The following is a 20,186-nucleotide window of genomic DNA, read 5'->3' on the forward strand; positions in this document are numbered from 1 at the left end:
GGGCTAGATCTTAGCCCCTATTCGATTGGTCAAGTGACCAAGGTCACATACAAGAAAACTTTTTCCATATATAATATAGACAGAAAATAAAAAAGCATTGCTTTTAAAAAATATATTAGGAGGAAGTATGGAAAAATTAGCATACGATGGATTTAAAGGACAAAAGTGGAAGGATGAAATTAACGTTCGTGATTTTATCCAAGAAAACTACACACCTTATGAGGGAAGTGATGAGTTTTTAGCTCCAAAGAGTGAGAGAACAAGGAAACTGTTTGACCAAGTAGAAGAATTAATTAATAAAGAAATAAGAGATTCTTACAGAAATGCAGATACAAGCAGGTTTTCTTCTATAGATGGGTTTGACGCAGGCTATATTGACAAGGAAAACGAAGTTATAGTTGGTCTGCAAACTGATGAAGTCCTTAAAAGAATAGTTAACCCTTATGGTGGCTACAGGATGGTTGAGCAGTCTCTTGAAGCTTATGGTCAAGAGATGGATCCTGTTCAAGCTAAGTATTTTAAAGAATTTAGAAAAACTCATAATGAGGGTGTTTTCGATGCCTATACAAAAGATATGAGAAAGGCAAGAACTGTGGGACTTTTGACAGGTTTACCAGATGCCTATGGTCGTGGTAGGATAATCGGCGATTACAGGAGAGTTGCCCTTTATGGTATCGACAGGCTAGTTGAAGAGAAGAAAAAAGACTTAGATAAGATTGAAATTGACGAAAATAACCTAGAAGCAAGTATAAGACTTAGGGAAGAAGTTAGTGAGCAAATAAGAGCCCTTGGCAAGATCAAAAATATGGCGGCTAAATATGGTATTGATATTTCAAATCCAGCTACAGATGCTAGGGAAGCTGCACAATTTTTATACTTTGGCTACCTAGCAGCTGTTAAAGAAAACAATGGGGCTGCCATGTCAATTGGTAGAAATGCAGGTTTCTTAGATATTTATATCAAAAGAGATATGGACAGGGGAATCCTAGATGAACTTGGTGCCCAAGAAATAATTGACCAACTTGTTATCAAACTAAGACTTGTTCGCCACCTTAGAACTCCAGACTATGATGAAGTTTTCGGAGGAGACCCAACTTGGGTAACAGAATCAATTGGTGGTATGGGTCTAGATGGAAGGACTCTTGTTACAAAGACAGCCTTCAGATACCTAAATACCCTTATTAACCTAGGATCTGCACCAGAACCAAACATGACGATTCTTTGGGCTGAAAAACTTCCTGAAGGTTGGAAGAAGTTTTGTTCTAAGGTTTCAATTCTTACAGATTCTATCCAATACGAAAATGATGACTTAATGAGAAATATGTATGGGGATGACTATGCCATAGCTTGCTGTGTATCAGCCATGGAAGTGGGCAAGGAAATGCAATTTTTCGGAGCCCGTGCTAACCTTGCAAAATCATTGCTATATTCAATAAATGGAGCAGTTGATGAAAAGAAAGGGAATAAGGATGGCAGCCTAATAAGAGTATTTGAAGATATTGAGCCAATAACAAGTGAATATCTAGACTATGATCAAGTCCTCACAAATTATAAGAAAGTCTTATCAGAATTAGCAGGACTTTATGTTAAAACCCTAAATGTTATCCACTTTATGCATGACAAATACGCTTATGAAGCTGGACAAATGGCCCTTCATGATACCTATGTAAAGAGGAATCTTGCGACAGGAGTGGCTGGACTTTCAATAGTAGCTGATTCCCTATCTGCAATAAAATATGCCAAAGTTAAAGCAGTAAGGGATGAAAATGGAATAGCTGTAGACTTTGAAACTGAGGGAGACTTCCCTAAATATGGCAATGATGATGATAGGGTAGATGAAATAGCTGTAGAAATATTAACCTACTTTAGCAATGAGCTTAAAAAACACGCAACCTATAAAAATTCTAAGATAACCCTGTCAGCCTTAACCATAACATCAAATGTAATGTATGGTAAGAAAACTGGATCAACACCAGATGGAAGAAAGGCAGGAGAAGCCTTTGCACCAGGTGCAAACCCAATGCATGGTAGGGATGAGTCAGGTGCACTAGCAAGTCTAAACTCAGTAGCTAAGCTTCCTTACGAATGTGTATGTGAAGATGGCATTTCAAATACCTTCTCTATAGTGCCAGATGCCCTAGGTAAGGAAGAAGAGGTAAGGATAGAAAATCTAGTAAATATAATGGATGGCTACTTCGGCCAAGACGCCTTCCACCTAAATGTAAACGTCCTACAAAGGGAAAAATTACTAGATGCCTACCATAACCCAGATAAATATCCAAACTTAACAATCAGAGTGTCAGGATATGCTGTTCACTTTAACAGGCTCACAGATGAGCAAAAGAGAGAAGTCCTAGAAAGAACCTTCCATCAAACAAGATAGGAAAATATTTTAAAAATAAATGTAAGGGGGACTCAGTAGAGTCCCTTGGACTTTTCTTTTATAAGATAAGTAGATTTTACTATATACAAGAGAAATAATTTTAAATAAGGATAATTTTAAGGAGTTTATATGAAAGTTCATTCTATAGAAACAATGGGACTAGTTGATGGACCTGGGATTAGGACTGTATTTTTCCTATCAGGTTGCCCTTTAAGATGTGCTTTTTGTCACAATCCCGACACCCAATCTCCTACTTTTGGTAGGGAATTTAGCCTGGATGAATTGGTAAAGATGGCCCTTAGGATGAAACCTTATTATAAAAATGGAGGCGGCGTTACCTTATCAGGTGGTGAGCCTCTTTTTAGTGGAGAATTTGTCCTTGATGCCATAAGAGCTCTTCATAAGGAAGGAATCCATGTGGCAATTGACACTTCAGGTATAGGAAATCCAAAATATAATAGGGATATAGTAAGGGAAGCTGACCTCATTATCCTTGATATAAAACACTATGACCCTTACTTTTTTAAGGCCCTTACAGGAATTGACCAAAAGCCTCTTCGCGAATTTATGAAACTAATAGAAGACTCTTCTACCAGGATTTGGATTAGGCATGTAATGATGCCTTTTGTGACAGATACAAAAGATGATATGGAAAAACTTATCGAATTTATATCTCCCCTCAAGAAGAATATTGATAAGTTTGAAATCTTGCCTTACCATACCATGGGTGTCGATAAATACAAACTTTTGGGGAGAGATTATAGGCTTAAAAATATGGAGCCTATGGATAAGGATAAGGCTAAGGACCTTGAAAAATATGCTAGAGATATGATAAAATCCTTATAGGAGTATTTTATGGATAGAAATGAAATAAAAATTTTATCATATCTTGATGAAAAAGAATTAAATAGCTTTCGAATAAGGCCTCAGATTTTAGAATATAGGAAGGGAGATATCATATTTTCCTTTGGTGATGAGCCTAATTTTATGTATGTCATAATAGAGGGTTTTGTAAAAATTTCTATGTATCTTACAGATGGAAGGGAGCAGATTTTATATACTTACAAGAAGGATGATTTTGTAGGGGCCCACAATCTGTTGACTGATGAGAATTATTTATATGAGGCCACAGCCCTTGATAAGACAAGGGTTCTTCTTATATCAAAAATGGATTTTGATAATATTTTAAAAAAGAACAATGACATCCTCCTTAAGATTTTGGACCAATCCTTTAGGAGGATTAGGAGGAGTGAGGAGCTTATTGATAGGCTGGTTGGCCTAAATGCTGATATGAAGGTGGCCAAGCTCTTGCTTGATCTGGCCTATGATATAGGAGTTGTCAAAAAGGATGGGGTTTTGATTAGATCTCACCTAAGCCGTGAGGAACTTGGCTCTTATTCGGGAGTTGTGAGGGAGACCTTATCTAGGAAGCTTTCTAGCTTTGAAGATAGGGGTCTTATCAAGATTATTGCTAGGGGTAAGATTTTAATTACAAATATAGAAGCTCTAGAAAAGATGACTTCATAATTTGTATAAATGAGGGGAGATGATTTTATGAATTATTACATAGGATATTTTTTTGTCTATGCCTTTATCGGTTGGATAATGGAGGTGGCCTTTCAAGGAGTCCACAGGGGTAGGTTTATCAATAGGGGTTTTTTGAATGGCCCTCTTTGCCCAATTTATGGCTTTGGGGCGTTGGGAGTTATTTATTTTCTGACAGATATAGCAAAGACTAATAAGTTAATCTTATTTCTGGGTTCAGTCTTTATTGCCACAGCCCTAGAACTTGTGGGAGGTTTTTTGCTTGAAAAAATCTTTCATAAGAAGTGGTGGGACTATTCTGGGATGCGTTTTAACCTTGGTGGCTACATATGCCTTGAGTTTTCAATACTTTGGGGCCTAGCTTGTTTTGTCTTATATGAGGCAGTCCATCCTATGGTTGTAAGGTTTTTTACATTCTTGCATCCTAAATTTATTTTTTACACCAATCTCATCTTACTTATAATTTTTGCTATAGACCTTGCCCAAACTATCCTCACCCTTGTCGGCTTAAATAAGAAGTTTAAGAAGCTAGAAGCAGCTAGTAAGGATATTAGGGAAGTTTCTGATGATATTGGTAAGCGTGTCTATGATAGGACTATGGCTATAAAAGAAAAGGGCGAAGAGATTTCTGAAAGACCTGAAATCAAAGAACTTGAAGGAAGGCGTGCTAAGGTTCGCTCTGACCTTAAGGACATAGAAGCAAGGAGAGCTAAGCTTCGTGCTGACCTTATTGATAAATTTGATAAGATGGGTGAGAGAAGAATTATTAAGGCCTTCCCTAACTTACTAGATGATTTGCTTGATAAGATAGATAAGAAATAAACTTAAATATATAATATCTTTGAAATATAGGCAAAAACAAGTATTATCGTTAAGTGGAGGAATTATGAATAAGAAAACAATAACGATAATGCTTGCCTATGTGGGAGTCTTGACCGGAGCAGGACTTGCATCTGGCCAAGAACTCATGCAATATTTTGTATCCTTAGGGATTTCAGGCATGGTCGGCATATCTATAGTAGCAGTTTTACATATGCTCATAGGTGGCGTCCTACTTATACTAGGAAGTCATTATCTAGCAACAGACCATTCAGATGTTTTTAGCAAAATAACTAACCAAGTTATTTCGAAATTTATGGACTTTTCTCTTATATTTACCTGTTTTGTAATAGGTTTTGTAATGATAGCAGGGGCAGGTTCTAACCTTAACCAGGCCTTTGGAGTAAATATAAATGTCGGTAGGGTAATATGTGCCTTAATGATTGTAATAATAGGCATGATGGACTTTGATAAGGTTAGTAAGATAATCGGATCCTTTACACCTTTTATTGTCGTGCTTAGCCTAATTGGAGGAATTTATACCTTTACAACAGCTGATATCAATTGGCAAGAACTTGATAATTTCGCAAGGACCCTACCATCAAATTTCAACTCACTTAGCCTTACAGTTTTAAACTATTTTGGTATGTGCCTGATGACAGCGGTATCAATGGGCTTTGTCCTAGGTGGAGATGAACTTGCAAGCGAAGATGCAGGTAGGGGCGGCCTTTTAGGAGGAGCCATAGCTGGAATCATGGGTATAATCATTGCCTTTACCTTATTTATCAGGATAGAAGATGTTTATAGTCTTGATATACCAATGCTTGAAATAATCAAGGAAATCAATCCATATCTTGGAATCTTCATGGCCCTTATAATTTTTGGCATGATTTTTAATACAGGAATTTCTTTGTTTTATGCCCTTGCCAGAAGATTTTCAAAGGGAGAAGAAAAGAGATTTAGGCTAATGCTTATAGGCCTTACCTTAGTAGGCTTTATCCTATCTTTTGCAGGCTTTAAGAAGTTGGTTTCTATATTTTATCCAATAATCGGCTATGTGGGAATCTTTATGATAGGCCTTTTAGTCTATGCCTACTTTAAGGAAAGACAAGAAATCAAAAAAGAATCCCTAAAAAGAGTCGGAATTAAGCACTATATGAGAAAGAAGCTTGATGAAGATGTAGAATTTACAGAAAATGATGAGTTTAGGCTAAAGAAGCTTATAAACTCTTCTCATATTGATAATAAGGAAATCCTCGAAAAGGCAGAAGAAACTGTACAAGAAGAAATCGACGCTGAAAATGAAGATTATGATATAGAAGATGCCAAAGAAGAAATTTCAGATCTTAAAGAAGAGATTAGTAAACTAAAAGAAGAAATTGACCTTCTTAAAGAAGGCAAATAAAAAGAAGCTTAAGCTAGTGGCCCAACCCTTATTTGGATTGGGACCACCGGTTTGGCTTCTTTTTTATTCAGCAGATAAGGCTTCCACTGGGTCCTTGTTTGCAGCTATCCTTGATGGGATGAGCCCTGCTATTAGGCTTAAGGCTACCGAGATTAGGATTAAGATAAGGGCTGCTTCTAGAGGAAGTTTTGCTCCGATATCAGCAAATCCTGACATTTTTACCATTATCCTTGTTATAAAGATATTTAATATATAGGATAGGCCGACTCCTATGAGACCTGATAAGAGGCCTATTATCATGGTTTCTGCCATAAAGACCTTGTAGATATCTTTTTTGCTAGCACCGATTGCCCTTAGAATTCCAATTTCTTTGGTTCTTTCAAAGACTGAGATATAGGTGATAATTCCAATCATGATTGATGAAACTATTAGGGAAACTCCCACAAAGGCTATGAGTATATAGGAAATTGCTCCAATTATATCTGTGATAGACTTTGAAATTATCCCGATTAGGTCGGTAAAGGAGATTTGATTTTCAATATCTTTTCCTTGGTTATATTCGTCGATAAAGACTTTGACCTTGTCCCTATTTTCAAAATTGTCTACATAGATTGAAATCTTTGATGGATTTTTTTCTTCTATATATCCTAGGTTTTCCAGGTTTTTCTTGTAGGAAAAGTCTTTTAGAAACTCATCGTAAATTTCAAGGAAGGTATTTTTATCATCTTCTTTTAAAAGATAATCTACCATTTGCTTGTTATTTTGAGACTCGTTTGTACTAGCAAGACCCTTGCCTGCCATGGCAAGTTTTTTGCTTTCCTCTTGCATTTTCTTCACCAAATCTTCCTTATTTTGAAGAATCCATCCATTGACTCTTGCAAGGTCAGTTTCGGTTAAATTATTTAGGTAGTCCTTACTTTGCTTTATTTTTTCATCGTCATTTGCTGCCCTAAATTTTAGGCCGTTTAGGACATTGGTATCTTGGTTTTCTATTTGTTTTTTGATAATCTCCTGATTATTTACATAGGCAATCATATCCTTGGTAAAGCCCTCCGTATAGGCTAGGGGAGTTTGAATTATCCTATTGTCATCGTCCTTTGTCTTTTTTGCTATGCCTACGATTTTAAGGGTCTTGGCGTCTTTGATTTTCTCATCTACTTTTGCCTGATTCTCCTTAATAGATACAAAGTTATTGCCTTCTTTTTCGTAATAATCGGAAGGGCTTAGGATTTTATATTCCTTGCCGAGGATTTCTTTTGAATCTAGACTGACCTTTTTGATGTCAACTTTTTTCTTATCATCCAAATCTCTTAGTATATCTTCATATTCTTTTTTTGGAAGAAAGCCTAATTCATAAAATTTGGACCTTAGGATCTGATTGTTGTAGTCGGTGAAAAGGATTAGTTCATTAGGATTTTCTGGCCAATGACCTGCTACAATCTCGTATTCATCCTTGACCATAGGGGAGATTTGTCCATCCTTAGTAGTAATTAGTTGGGATATATTTGGGTTTTGCTTAGAAGCTCCAAAGGCAAATGGAAAATTAAAACCAGCAGGTCTTGAATTTTCAAAATCAGACCCATCTGTATTTACAAGCTCTCCCTTAGGGTCCTTTGTGAAGATGTCAAATTTGCCATCGTAGGTGTAGGAGATAAAGTGGTTTCCGACTTCATTAGATAATTTTTGGTCATTAGCCTCTAAATATGACTTGAATTTCTCAAGGTCATTTTCTAAGCCGCTGCCAGAAAGCTTGGACCTATTTTTAAGGCCTATGTCATTTGATGCGACCTTACTTTGATCTGTGTTTTTATTTTCATCTTCTCCCATTTGGCCGAGGGAAGCTAAGTCGACTGAGCTCTTCTCAATTTCTATAGGATAGGATTTGAGGGCATTTTTCTGGTTTTCTTCGATAAAGTCGCTTGCCCCATTTGATATAGATAAGATTAGAGCAATGCCTATTATCCCGATTGATCCAGCAAAGGCTGTAAGGAGGGTCCTGGCTTTTTTGTTTAGAAGATTGTTAAAAGAAAGGCCTAGGGCTGTCTTAAGCTTTAGGGCAATCTTAGAAATCTTGAAATTATCGGATGTATCAGTATCCTCGTAAGGATTTGAATCTGATATAATTTGACCATCTTTGATACCGATTATTCTTGTTGAATACTCTTCGGCAAGGGACTGGTTGTGGGTTACCATGATTACAAGCTTATCCTTAGCAATTTCCTTTAAAAGGTCCATGATGGCAAGGGATGTTTCGCTATCAAGGGCACCTGTAGGCTCATCAGCCAGAAGGATTTGTGGGTCATTTACTAGGGCCCTGGCAATGGCGACACGTTGCATCTGTCCACCGGAAAGCTCTGAGGGCTTCTTATAAATATGGTCTTTTAAGCCAACTCTTTCTAGGGCTTTGATGGCCTTATCCTTCATATTACCCGTATCCTTATTAGATAGGGTAAGGGAAAGAATTACATTATCAAGGACCGTTTGGTGGGAAATAAGGTTATAGGATTGGAAAATAAAACCTATTCTAACATTCCTATAAAAATCCCAATCCTTGTCGGTAAATTTCTTAGTTGATCTTCCGTCTATAATAAGATCACCTTCATCATAACGCATAAGACCGCCAATTATATTAAGGAGGGTAGTCTTGCCGCCTCCAGACTGGCCTAAGATTGAAACAAATTCATTTTCTCTAAAAGAAATAGATACACCATCAAGGGCCTTTTGTGAAAAGCCTTGAGTGTGATAAATTTTTGATATATTTTTAAGTTTTAACATATTTTTCCTTTCTGGTCTATTATACATTTTTTCAAACTTATGCAAAGGAGTATAATCTAAGCAAAAAGTACTTATAATAAGTGAGTTTTAATCTTGGAGGAGACAATGCTAGATAATAAAGGCTTTGACTTATGGGCAGGAACTTATGATCAGACAGTAGAAGAAACTGATGATGAAAAGTCCTATCCCTTTGCCGGTTATAAGGAAATTATAAATGAGATTTATAAGAGGATTTTAAATTCTAAAGTTCATAGAGTATTAGACCTGGGCTTTGGCACAGGAAGGTTAGCTAAGGCCCTATATGACCAGGGTCTTGAAATTTTCGGTCAAGATTTTTCAGAAGAGATGTTAAAGCTAGCTAAAGAAAAGATGCCAAAGGGAAATTTATACCTAGGAAATCTTGCTGATGGCCTAGCTAGTGATTTGATTGATAAAAAATATGATGCCATTGTTGGAACATATTCCCTCCACCATTTGGATGATAAGGAGAAAGTAGTCCTCATAAAGTTTTTACTTACTCTCCTTAATGATGGCGGAAAAATATATATTGGTGATGTGACCTTTGAAAGCCGTAGGGATTTGGACGCTTGCAAGAGAGAAGCGGAAAAATATTGGGATGATGATGAGATTTATTTTGTATATGATGAAATAAAAAAATCCTTTCCTGATATAAACTTTGAAAAATTTTCCTTTTGCGCAGGTCTTTTGACTCTTGCTAAATAAATTTAAGAAAAATAGAAAGATGATATGGGCGATATAATAATTATAGGGACTGATCTAAAAGATTTTAAGAAATTACAAGTAAATACAAGGTTTTATAAGTCTTTGGGTGCTGATTATATAATTTTAAGGCTCTCTGATAAGCTTAATGAGGCAGGGATAAAAGAACTTTTTAATCTTAATGATTATTATAATAAGCAAGGTCTGGGGCTCGGCCTAGGCTTCGACCTTAGGGATTTGATGGCAGCTTTACTTTCTAAACCTGCTTCAGCCATTGATTTTTCTGATCCGAAAATTAGAAAAAGCCTTTATCATTTTATTGAATATTTAATTAAGCATGGGATTTCATTTTTAAATTTAGAAGGTCTGGAAAATTTAAAAAGTTCTAGTTTGGGACTTTTTGAAGCTATAAGAGAGCTTAACAAAAATACCTTTTTTAATAAGGAAATTACAAGCCTTGGAACCTTTAAAAATCAGAATCTAAGTATGAGGTCCCTATCAAATCCCAAGCTTCCTGGCCTAAGCCTAATTGGCTATGATGGGCAGGTAAGAGATTTACTTAAGCTTAGTTTAAATTTTAGGGAAACTGGGTCTGGACTTTGTTTGACTTATTCAAATTTTTGGCAGGATGGAATTAATTACCGAAATTATCCAATCTATGCTAAGAGGATGATTTACATGACCTTATTTTTCCTGAAATCTAGCCTTTATGTAAATGAGAGTGATTTAGATTTTGATGATGTGATATTTTTACGAAAGCTATTTGATCTTAAAAGCAAAATCGCTAGGGTAAGAGGCCTTAGGAAAATTCTCCCAAAAGAATCTGAAATTATAGCCTTTATTAGGCAGCAAGATGACGAAAAGATTTTATTCTTAGCAAATAGGGGCCAAAATGAAGTCTTAATTGATATAGGCTACCAGGTTATGGATTACAAAGAATATAAATATTTGCTAGGTTCTTATACATCAAGGAGTCTTTATAGAAATATCCTCTTAAGACCCTACGAAGCTGTCGCTTTTATAAGGTCTAAATAATTGTAAAAGTCGCTAAATATTGTAAAATCTAATATAGATAAGTCAGAAGACATCAGGAGGAAATATGAAAATTGTTGTACTTGGCATGGGCTATGTGGGCCTTTCAAATGCTATTTTGCTAGCTCAATCAGAAGAGGTGGTTGGGGTAGATATAAGTAAAGAAAAAGTTGACCTTATCAATAACAATATATCACCAATTAAGGATGATTACATAGAAAACTATCTTAAGAACAAAGAATTAAATCTAGTGGCAAAGACTAGTGGAGTAGATGATTTTAAGGACAGCGACCTAGTAATCCTTGCTCTTCCTACAAATTATGATGAGGAGGAATCTTATTTTGACACATCTTTCTTAGACGATGCTATAAAGGAGATTAAGGCTATAAGGAAAGACTTGCCAATTCTTATAAAATCAACTATACCAATAGGCTACACCAAAAAAATAAATGACTTATATGGATGTGACAATATAATATTTTCGCCAGAATTTTTAAGAGAGGGCAGGGCACTTTACGATTCTTTGAATCCTTCTAGGATTATTGTTTCAAATGAAGGGGGCTTTGGAGAGAAAATCGGAAGTCTTTATAAGAAAGAAGCCCTAAATGACCCAGAACTTATTCTTATGGGCTCAAGCGAGGCTGAGGCTGTAAAGCTATTTGCCAATACTTACCTTGCCCTAAGGGTGGCCTTTTTTAATGAGCTAGACTCCTTTAGCTTGGCCAAGGGACTTGACTCTAAAAATATTATAAGGGGTGTCTCAGCTGATCCAAGGATTGGCGACCATTACAATAACCCATCATTTGGTTATGGCGGTTATTGCTTGCCAAAGGACACCAAGCAGCTTTATGCCAACTTTGCCGGCATACCAAATGCCTTATTTAAGGCAATTATTGATTCCAATGATATCAGAAAAGATTATCTAAGCAAGGACATTATGGATAAGAAGCCAAACTTAATCGGCATCTATAGGTTGGTTATGAAAAAGGGTTCAGATAATTTTAGAAAGTCTGCTATCTTTGATGTGATTGAAAATCTCAAAAAAGAGGGAGCAAATTTAATTATATATGAGCCAAATATTGACGGCGATGATTTTGAAGGCATGAAGGTCGTTAATAATTTAGAAGATTTTAAAAAGGCAGACCTAATCTTAGCAAATAGGCTTGAAGACGAGCTTATAGATGTAAGAGAAAGGGTCTACACTAGAGATTTATTTAACAGGGATTAATATTATGACAGATAAAAAATTCGTACCCGAGGTACATTCCAAACTTAGAAAATCATTTATATCAGTACCAGAAGAAATTTATAAGGCAAGCGGGATCAAGATTTTTGATAAGAGAATTAAATCTCTGCTATTTACGACAGACCTTGCAATAATTAGAAATTCAAACGCCGACTCAATTATGGCAGTATATCCATACACACCCCTTAATTCTATAACAGAATCTATAATTTCTATTGCAAGCGTGCCTTGCTTTATAGGAGTGGGTGGGGGAACAACTCAAGGACCAAGGTCAAGGGCGATAGCCTATTATGCTGAGCTTGCAGGAGCCTATGGAGTGGTAGTAAATGGGCCAATTCCTCACGAAGATATAGAAGAGATTTCTAAATTTGTAGACATACCAGTCATAGCCACTGTGACATCCCTTAAGGATGATTACAAGGCAAAAATTGCGGCAGGAGCAGAGATTTTAAATGTATCAGGGGGCAAGTATACAGCAGATTTAGTTGCCCACATTAGGGCTGATATTGGAGATAAGTTCCCTATAATTGCCACTGGTGGTAAGGACGGCAAATCCATCCTAGAGACCATCGATGCAGGGGCAAATGCTATTTCCTACACCCCACCTTCATCATCAGATGTCTTTGGGTCAATGATGGATAAGTATAGAAACGAGGATATCTAATGTATGGTGGATATTTTACTGATGTTGGAAATATAAAATTAGGTCACGCCCAAGACTTAGAGGGAGGCACAGGCCTAAGCATAATCCTTCCAGATCCAGGTAATACCGCAGGAGTTGATGTAAGGGGAGGGGCGCCAGGCACTAGAGAGACTGACCTATTAAATCCTCTAAACCAAGTTTCAGAGCTAAGCGGCCTTATCCTTTCAGGAGGGTCTGCCTATGGACTTGAGGCTTCCTCGGCTTTGATGAAAATCCTTGAAAATGAAGGGATTGGTTTTAATGTAGGTGTGGGAGTCGTGCCAATAATTAGCCAGGCGGTTTTATTTGACCTAGCCTATAAAAGTTCTAAGGCAAGACCAAACAAAGCCATGACTCAAAAGGCTTATGAAAATGCAAACTATGAAGATAAGAGCCAGGGACTAGTTGGAGCAGGGACTGGAGCAACAGTTGCCAAGGGCCTTGGTCCAGACCATTTGATGAAATCAGGTCTTGGCCAAGCTTCAATAAAAAGGGGTGACCTAGTTGTATCTGCAATCGTTGCTGTAAATGCCTTTGGAGATATCTATGACTACCATAAGGGCCTTCAAATCGCAGGACCAACTATAGATGGCAAGATGGTAAAAACCATGGATTACCTAGACCAAATCCTAGGATCTTTTGCTGATATCAAGCCAACTAACACAACAATTGGGGCAGTAGCAACCAATGCGACCTTTACTAAGACTGAGCTTACAAAAATTGCCGGCATGGCCCATGATGGCTATGCTAGATCGATTAATCCAGTCCACACAATGATGGATGGGGATACAATATTCTCCTTAGCTACCAATAAAATCAAGGCAGATATTAACCTGGTTGGCGCCTTGGCAGCTGATGTCATGAGCAAAGCCATTGCCAATGCTATTTATAGCTTAGGAGAAATTGAAAATTAATGCTGATATTCAAGAGGCTAGGAACTCCTAGTCTTTTTCTTTGCCTATAAATTGACAAGATTAGCTTATATTTACTTAAATAGTATAATATATATGTATTATAATATATCTTATAAAATTATGAAATAAGGATGGAGGAGGATTTTATTGGATATTCAGATTAAATTAGCCCTGATGATTTTTTTGGGAATTATTGGAGGCAAGATTTCACGAAGGTTTAAATTGCCAAATGTCACAGGTTATATAGTGGCTGGTTTGTTATTAGGACCTTCATTTTTAAATGTTTTAAGTGAGGCTAACCAGCCTATGGTCGACTTTGTAAATGAGTTTGCCCTAGGAATTATTGCCTTTTCGATTGGAAGTGAGTTTAGGCTAGAAGATTTGAAAAAGCTTGGCAAGGACGTCTTTGTAATCACTGTTTTTGAGGTCCTTGGGGTCTTGATTTTAGTATTTTCAGTCATGTATTTTATTTTGGACAAGTCCTTTGTTTTTTCAATTATCATAGCTTCTATGTCAGCAGCTACTGCTCCAGCAGGGACAATGATGGTTATTAGGCAATTTAGAGCCTATGGGCCACTTACCAAGACAATTTTACCAGTTGCAGCCCTTGATGATGTCCTTGGAATTATAAGCTTTGGAGTTTCTATGTCCTTGGCCAAATTTGCCATTGGAGAAAAGAGCTTATCAATACCTATGATGATACTTAGTCCGCTGATAGAAATTGCCCTGTCATTTTTATTAGGACTTTTAATTGGCTTAGTATTTACCTATTTAATTAAGAAAGTTAGGTCAAAGGATGATGAGCTTTCGGCAATTATTACAGTAATTTTATTATCAACTGGTCTTGCAAATTTCTTCAAGCTTTCATCACTTTTGGTGAATATGGTTGTGGGTGGAGTGCTTGTAAATTATCATAACAATTCAAGAAAGGTTTTTGATAATATAAATAATTTTGCCCCACCTATCAATCTCTTGTTTTTCACTTTTGCAGGGGCTAAGCTTGACTTATCAGTCCTTATGTCAATAGGATCACTTGGAATATTTTATGCCCTGTCTAGAGCAGCTGGAAAAATATCTGGAGCATCGCTTGGCGCTAAGCTTGTGGGTGCCGAAGAGACAGTTGTCAAATGGCTAGGTCTATCTCTCTTATCCCAAGGCGGGATTTCTATTGGTTTATCAATGATTGTAGCAAGAGAATTACCAGACTTTGCGAACGAGATAATTACAGTTATTTTATTTTCAGTCTTGATATTTGAAATCCTAGGGCCAATCCTTGCCAAGGTATCAATTACAAAGGCAGGCGAAGTGGACGGTTTAAAAAGAAAGCTAGTAAAGGAGAAAAAGTCATGAAGGCGTTATTTTTAGTTTTAAATAAGACAGAAAAATTAAATGACATCTTAGAAAAATTTGTGGATGTGGGTGTTACAGGGGCGACAATCCTTGATTCTCAGGGTATGGGATCAGCCCTTATTGAGGGAGATATACCGCTTTTTGGTGGGGTTTTAAGGTCGGTTATGGATAATAATAGACCTTATAATAAGACGATTTTTACCCTTCTTGATGATGAAGATCTAAGGGCTGCCAAGGATGCTGTTAAGGAAGTCCTAGGAGATATGAATCAGCCTGGAGTAGGCTTGATGTTTAGTATAGATGTGGGAGATGTTGTTGGAATATAAAGATTAAGAGGCTTGGGCCTCTTTTTTCTTGCCCAAATAAAAAATTCCTAATCCAAAAATGGACCTAGGAATTTTTAAATAAAAGCTACATAAAGGTTGCCCCGTCACAGTAGAGGATTTCTCCTGATACGTAGGAAGCCATATCGCTTGCTAAAAATAGGACGGCATTTGCCACATCTTCTGGTTCGCCAATCCTTTTTAGTGGAATCATTTGTTTGACAGGTTCGATTTGGTCTTTAGGAAGGACTTTTACCATGTCTGTGTTTGTAACACCAGGAGCAACTGCATTTACCCTAATTCCATAAGGACCAAGCTCTCTAGCAAGGGATATGGTTAGGCCATTTATAGCAAATTTACTTGCCGGATAGGCAACTCCAAGTTGTTGGCCATTTTTACTTACCATTGATGAGAAGTTTACAATTACCCCACCCTTCTTCTCTATGAAATGAGGAAGGATCTTGTGGATCATATTGTAGGTTCCATTTACATTTATATTCATTACATTGGCAAAATGAGCAAGGTCAGCATCAAGGCTTGGGATATTATCTGAAACTCCTGCACAGTTTACTAGGATATCAACCTTGCCGAAGTCACTTAGGACTTTTTCTACAAATTCTTTTACACTTTCTTCATCGGTAAGCTTTGGCCAGTAACCCTTAAAATTTTCCTGATCATATTTTTCACTTAAGCTTGCAAGAGCCTTGTTAGCAGATTCTTCTTTTGAACCAAGAACAGCAACTTTTGCTCCATTATCTAAAAATTTTTCCGCAACAGCATAACCAATACCTCTTGATGAGCCAGTTATGATTGCAACTTTTCCTTCTAATAATTTCATATTTGCCTCCTTTATTTCTTAATTAATACTTACCCCTTTTAGAAAATAAATATCCCTAAAGATATTATTTGACATAAGGATGCTAAAGGAGTATTATTACTAGGAATTCTCTACTCCGTAGTATAAACGGGGTCAATAGTCCATAGGGAGGTGAAAATATGAATATATATGAAGCAGTATTGATTTTCAAAACTGACTTAGCTGATGCTGACAGAGTAGCTCTTCTTGATAGATTTAAAGGTCATATCGAAGAAAATGGCGAAGTTGTATCAGTTGATGATTGGGGAAAGAGAAGACTAGCATATGAGATTAACGATCTTAAAGATGGTTACTACTATATCGTAGACTTCAAAGCTGAACCAGATCACATCAAAGAATTCGAAAGAAGATTAAGACTATCTGATTCAATTCTTAGATACATGGTTATAAGAAAAGAGGACTAATTTGAATAAGGTTATACTGATAGGTCGCCTAACAAGGGACCCAGAGTTAAGGTACACACAATCAAACCAAGCGGTTTGTACATTCAATTTAGCTATTGATAGAAGATTAAGCAGAGAAAGAAGAGAAGAAGCGGAAGCATCTAATCGTCAAACAGCGGATTTTCCAAGAATCACAGTTTGGGGTAGACAAGGCGAAAATGCCTCTAAATACCTCAGCAAAGGAAGTCAATGTGCAGTAGAAGGTAGGATTCAAACAGGAAGCTACCAAGATAGAGAAACAGGTAAGACTGTTTATACAACAGATGTTGTTGCTGATAATGTTGAGTTTTTAGGCTCAAGAAATGACGGTCAAAGATCAGCTAATAGTGGATCTTTCCCAGGTGACAACCAAGATACCTATAATAACAATTATTCTCAAACTAACAACTACCAGAATCAAAATTATAATCAACAAAACCAAGGCTCAAATAACTTTGGCGGCAATGATGACTTTTTTGATGATGACTTTACTGAAATCCAAGACGATGGTAGAATTCCCTTCTAGATTATAGAGAAAGGAATAACAATGGCAGTAAGAAGATTTAAACCAAGAAAAAAGGTTGATCCATTTGTTAAAGACCCATCTAAAGTAATAGATTACAAAGATATCGAAACTCTTAAAAGATTTATTACTGACAGAGGTAAGATTCTTCCAAGAAGAGTTACAGGTCTTAACGCTAAACACCAAAGAGAAATAACAAGAGCAATCAAAAGAGCTAGACAAGTAGCTTTATTGCCTTACGAAGAACAATAAGAATAATAAAAAATATATAAATTTCAATAAGCAATTAGAAGGGGTGCGCCGGCATCCTTTTTTATTTGTGACATTTAGTTTTTTTAAGAAAAATCTTAAATTTATCAAAAACTTTCACTTTTATGATAGTTTTTGGTTAAAAAATAAGTATAATTAAGTATATAATATGAGGCAGTATGATTTTAAGGATTTTTCTTTTTGGAATATTATTAAGAAATTTCTTTTTGGAAACTTTTATATTTATAATTTGAATCATACAGCCCATAAAAATTTAATAACATTAGGAGGAAATATGTTTATAGAAATTTTATCCCTCTTTGTAGCTATTTTGGCTTTAGTCCTAATGGCTTTCAACATAAGAGAGAGGATATTACCTGTTTCTAAAGGCTCAGAAAGAATGAGCGAGATATCAGGTTATATCAAAAATGGAGCTATGACTTTTATTTCAAGTGAGTATAAGTTTATCGCTATTTTTGTAGTTGTAGTTTCAATCCTTATAGCTATTTTCCTAGATTATAGGATTATGATTTGCTATATAGTAGGTTCAGCTTTTTCAATGCTAACAGGCTTTATAGGAATGCTTACAGCTACAGAATCTAACGCAAGATGCACTAACGAAGCTATGGAGGGTGGTAGATCTAGAGCCCTAAAGCTTGCCTTTACAGGTGGTTCAGTAATGGGACTTGCTGTTACAGGACTTGGATTTTTAGGTCTTGTAGTAAGCTTTATGATCTTTAGAGATCCAGCAATTGTAATGGGTTATTCCCTAGGTGCCTCATCTGTAGCTCTATTTGCTAGAGTTGGTGGTGGTATTTATACAAAGGCTGCTGACCTTGGTGCAGACCTTGTAGGTAAGGTTGAAGCAGGAATTCCAGAAGATGACCCAAGAAATCCAGCAGTAATTGCAGATAACGTTGGAGATAACGTAGGTGATGTTGCAGGTATGGGAGCAGACTTATTTGAATCCTATGCAGGAGCAATCATCTCAGCCATAACCCTAGGTCTTGTATCTTATGGTGAAGTAGGACTTAAATTTACCCTACTATTAGTATCAATCGGAATCCTTGCATCAATTGCATCAACAATTCTTTTCCTAGGAAAGAAACACAAGAGTCCACAATCAGCTTTAATGCAAACAATCTACTTATCAGGATCTATAGTTATTGTAGCAGCCCTTATCCTTTCCTTATCATATTTTGGAAACTTAAGAGCAGCCCTAGCTATAATTACAGGCATCATAGTAGGTATTTTGATAGGACTATTGACAGAAATTTATACATCAGACCATTATAAATTTGTAAAAAATATAGCAGAAGAATCAAAAACAGGTGTTGCAACAAACATCATAGCAGGTCTATCAACAGGAATGCTTTCAACAGTTTATCCAATAATCCTTATAGGACTTGGAATAATCGTAGCCTTCTGGGCAGATGGAGTCTTTGGTATAGCCCTATCAGCAGTAGGAATGCTTTCAACAACAGCAACAACTGTAACAGTAGATGCTTACGGACCAATCACAGATAATGCTGGAGGAATCGCCGAAATGGCAAAACTTCCAAGTCATGTTAGAGATATAACAGACGAATTAGACTCAATTGGTAATACAACAGCAGCCATAGGTAAGGGTTTTGCCATAGGATCAGCAGCCCTAACAGCCCTATCACTTTTTGTAACATATTCTGAAACTCTAAAGCTAGAAACAATCTCAATCCTAGATTCTAAGGTAGTAGCAGGAATGTTCGTAGGTGGTATGCTACCATTCTTATTCTCAGCCCTAACCATGAACTCAGTAGGTAAGGCTGCAACAGAAATGATTGAAGAAGTAAGAAGACAATTTAAAAACGACCCAGGTCTACTAGAAGGAACAAGCGAACCAGATTATCAAAAATGTATTGAAATCTCAACAGCAGCATCCCTAAAAGAAATGATTATACCAGGCGTACTTGCTATAGTAGTGCCAATATTTGTAGGCAAGGTCTTTGGACCAGAAACCCTAGGCGGCCTTCTTGCAGGAGCTTTAGTAACAGGAGTATTACTTGCAATATTCATGTCAAATGCAGGTGGTGCTTGGGACAATGCTAAAAAACACATCGAAACACTTGATGGAGAATTTGGTAAAGGTTCAGAAGCTCACAAGGCAAGCGTAGTGGGAGATACAGTAGGTGATCCATTCAAAGACACCTCAGGCCCATCACTAAACATCCTAATCAAGCTAATGACAGTAGTATCAGTAGTTTGTGCAGGCTTATTTATCTAAAACATCAAACGGCGGTTTAAAAACTGCCGTTTTTTTGATATAATCAAATAAAGGAGCAAGTCATGAGCATATATTTATTTGAATACCTAGTCCAAATCCTAGGTGGCCTTGGCCTAAGCTATTTTAGGGGCTATAGAGACCTAGAATTCATATTTTTTATCATATACATAGCAGGCATCATAATGATGGTCTATCACAACTACAAAATCATGGACAAAAGCTGGATGGCCTATATAAACTTTGATCTAATCTTTGTAATAATAGTAATAGGAATCCCCAAATTATTTGATTTAAACGGATTTGAAATCCCAATCATGGTAATTGTGGGCCTAATCTATGCCTATTTGATGGATAAGAAGAAGCATAAAGAAGTTGAAGATAAGGGTGATATTTAAATTAGATATAGATTAATTTTATGTAAAATATTGTAAATAGGAAAAACTTTATCTAGGTTTAAAATATGGCGAATTAAAAAATGTAAATACATTAGCAAATTATAAAATTAGAAATATAACTACAAAAAAAGAAGGTCAACGCCTTCTTTTTTTATGTTAATTAAGTTTGGTGCGGGATAGAAGATTTGAACTTCCACGACCTAAAATCGGTCACAAGATCCTTAGTCTTGCGCGTCTGCCAATTCCGCCAATCCCGCTTAGTATCA

General features: G+C 36.5%; 19 protein-coding genes and 1 tRNA gene. 17 read left to right on the forward strand and 3 right to left on the reverse strand.

The features are described 5' to 3' along the window. The first annotated feature begins 127 nt into the window (after nucleotides 1-127). The 5 genes from pflB to ACCQ42_RS05545 all read left to right on the forward strand — a co-directional run bounded on the left by pflB (nucleotide 128) and on the right by ACCQ42_RS05545 (nucleotide 6,152). Nucleotides 128-2,383: a formate C-acetyltransferase gene (pflB, locus tag ACCQ42_RS05525; RefSeq protein ID WP_410035600.1), complete on the forward strand. Its 2,256-nt coding sequence runs from the start codon at nucleotides 128-130 to the stop codon at nucleotides 2,381-2,383. A gap of 129 nt (nucleotides 2,384-2,512) precedes the next feature. Further along, nucleotides 2,513-3,229, forward strand: coding sequence for a pyruvate formate-lyase-activating protein (pflA, locus tag ACCQ42_RS05530; RefSeq protein WP_106459863.1), 717 nt, complete (start codon nucleotides 2,513-2,515; stop codon nucleotides 3,227-3,229). Nucleotides 3,230-3,238: 9 nt separating this feature from the next. Beyond that, nucleotides 3,239-3,910, forward strand: coding sequence for a Crp/Fnr family transcriptional regulator (locus tag ACCQ42_RS05535; protein ID WP_106459864.1), 672 nt, complete (start codon nucleotides 3,239-3,241; stop codon nucleotides 3,908-3,910). A gap of 27 nt (nucleotides 3,911-3,937) precedes the next feature. Beyond that, nucleotides 3,938-4,750 carry a putative ABC transporter permease gene (locus ACCQ42_RS05540; RefSeq protein WP_106459865.1) on the forward strand — a complete coding sequence of 271 codons (813 nt, stop codon included), beginning with the start codon at nucleotides 3,938-3,940 and terminating at the stop codon, nucleotides 4,748-4,750. A 64-nt stretch (nucleotides 4,751-4,814) separates the two neighbouring features. After that, on the forward strand, nucleotides 4,815-6,152 hold the full coding sequence (locus tag ACCQ42_RS05545) for a hypothetical protein (RefSeq protein WP_234025813.1): 1,338 nt from the start codon (nucleotides 4,815-4,817) through the stop codon (nucleotides 6,150-6,152). 63 nt (nucleotides 6,153-6,215) lie between these two features. On the opposite strand, the gene ACCQ42_RS05550 is transcribed toward ACCQ42_RS05545, so the two are convergent. After that, entirely contained in the window at nucleotides 6,216-8,927 is a 2,712-nt protein-coding gene (locus tag ACCQ42_RS05550) for an ABC transporter ATP-binding protein/permease (RefSeq protein WP_106459866.1), read from the reverse strand. A 105-nt stretch (nucleotides 8,928-9,032) separates the two neighbouring features. Between ACCQ42_RS05550 and ACCQ42_RS05555 the strand changes: the two genes are divergently transcribed. The 7 genes from ACCQ42_RS05555 to ACCQ42_RS05585 all read left to right on the forward strand — a co-directional run bounded on the left by ACCQ42_RS05555 (nucleotide 9,033) and on the right by ACCQ42_RS05585 (nucleotide 15,197). Further along, on the forward strand, nucleotides 9,033-9,650 hold the full coding sequence (locus ACCQ42_RS05555; protein ID WP_106459867.1) for a class I SAM-dependent methyltransferase: 618 nt from the start codon (nucleotides 9,033-9,035) through the stop codon (nucleotides 9,648-9,650). 24 nt (nucleotides 9,651-9,674) lie between these two features. Beyond that, a complete protein-coding gene (locus ACCQ42_RS05560) occupies nucleotides 9,675-10,682 on the forward strand; it encodes a hypothetical protein (RefSeq protein ID WP_106459868.1) in 1,008 nt (335 codons plus the stop codon). Between the two features lie 64 nt (nucleotides 10,683-10,746). Next, nucleotides 10,747-11,907: a nucleotide sugar dehydrogenase gene (locus ACCQ42_RS05565; RefSeq protein WP_106459869.1), complete on the forward strand. Its 1,161-nt coding sequence runs from the start codon at nucleotides 10,747-10,749 to the stop codon at nucleotides 11,905-11,907. A 4-nt stretch (nucleotides 11,908-11,911) separates the two neighbouring features. Then, nucleotides 11,912-12,589, forward strand: a complete 678-nt coding sequence (locus ACCQ42_RS05570) for a beta/alpha barrel domain-containing protein (protein WP_265214994.1) — start codon at nucleotides 11,912-11,914, stop codon at nucleotides 12,587-12,589. Continuing rightward, entirely contained in the window at nucleotides 12,589-13,521 is a 933-nt protein-coding gene (locus ACCQ42_RS05575; RefSeq protein ID WP_410035601.1) for a P1 family peptidase, read from the forward strand. Before ACCQ42_RS05570 ends, ACCQ42_RS05575 begins: the two co-directional genes overlap by 1 nt. Before the next feature lie 147 nt (nucleotides 13,522-13,668). After that, nucleotides 13,669-14,871, forward strand: coding sequence for a cation:proton antiporter (locus ACCQ42_RS05580; protein ID WP_410035602.1), 1,203 nt, complete (start codon nucleotides 13,669-13,671; stop codon nucleotides 14,869-14,871). Then, the gene (locus ACCQ42_RS05585) at nucleotides 14,868-15,197 is read left to right on the forward strand and encodes a P-II family nitrogen regulator (protein ID WP_311532050.1); all 330 of its coding nucleotides are present in this window, start codon (nucleotides 14,868-14,870) and stop codon (nucleotides 15,195-15,197) included. The genes ACCQ42_RS05580 and ACCQ42_RS05585 overlap by 4 nt, the downstream gene beginning before the upstream one ends. Nucleotides 15,198-15,282: 85 nt before the next feature. Here ACCQ42_RS05585 and ACCQ42_RS05590 read toward each other — a convergent pair whose 3' ends face one another. Then, nucleotides 15,283-16,032 carry an SDR family NAD(P)-dependent oxidoreductase gene (locus tag ACCQ42_RS05590; RefSeq protein WP_410035603.1) on the reverse strand — a complete coding sequence of 250 codons (750 nt, stop codon included), beginning with the start codon at nucleotides 16,030-16,032 and terminating at the stop codon, nucleotides 15,283-15,285. 158 nt (nucleotides 16,033-16,190) lie between these two features. Between ACCQ42_RS05590 and rpsF the strand changes: the two genes are divergently transcribed. The 5 genes from rpsF (at nucleotide 16,191) to ACCQ42_RS05615 (ending at nucleotide 19,920) form a co-directional block, all read left to right on the forward strand. Beyond that, a complete protein-coding gene (gene rpsF, locus ACCQ42_RS05595; RefSeq protein WP_106459874.1) occupies nucleotides 16,191-16,475 on the forward strand; it encodes a 30S ribosomal protein S6 in 285 nt (94 codons plus the stop codon). 1 nt (nucleotide 16,476) lies between these two features. Then, entirely contained in the window at nucleotides 16,477-17,019 is a 543-nt protein-coding gene (locus ACCQ42_RS05600; RefSeq protein WP_106459875.1) for a single-stranded DNA-binding protein, read from the forward strand. 21 nt (nucleotides 17,020-17,040) lie between these two features. Then, complete coding sequence (gene rpsR, locus ACCQ42_RS05605) at nucleotides 17,041-17,268, forward strand: 30S ribosomal protein S18 (RefSeq protein WP_106459876.1); 228 nt, start codon at nucleotides 17,041-17,043, stop codon at nucleotides 17,266-17,268. Nucleotides 17,269-17,560: 292 nt separating this feature from the next. Then, nucleotides 17,561-19,525 carry a sodium-translocating pyrophosphatase gene (locus ACCQ42_RS05610; RefSeq protein WP_106459877.1) on the forward strand — a complete coding sequence of 655 codons (1,965 nt, stop codon included), beginning with the start codon at nucleotides 17,561-17,563 and terminating at the stop codon, nucleotides 19,523-19,525. Between the two features lie 62 nt (nucleotides 19,526-19,587). Continuing rightward, entirely contained in the window at nucleotides 19,588-19,920 is a 333-nt protein-coding gene (locus ACCQ42_RS05615) for a hypothetical protein (RefSeq protein ID WP_106459878.1), read from the forward strand. 167 nt (nucleotides 19,921-20,087) lie between these two features. Here ACCQ42_RS05615 and ACCQ42_RS05620 read toward each other — a convergent pair. Continuing rightward, nucleotides 20,088-20,177 (reverse strand) — tRNA-Leu (locus tag ACCQ42_RS05620). Nucleotides 20,178-20,186 lie beyond the last annotated feature (9 nt).

This window comes from Anaerococcus kampingae (assembly GCF_046365475.1).
GTDB lineage: Bacteria > Bacillota > Clostridia > Tissierellales > Peptoniphilaceae > Anaerococcus > Anaerococcus kampingae.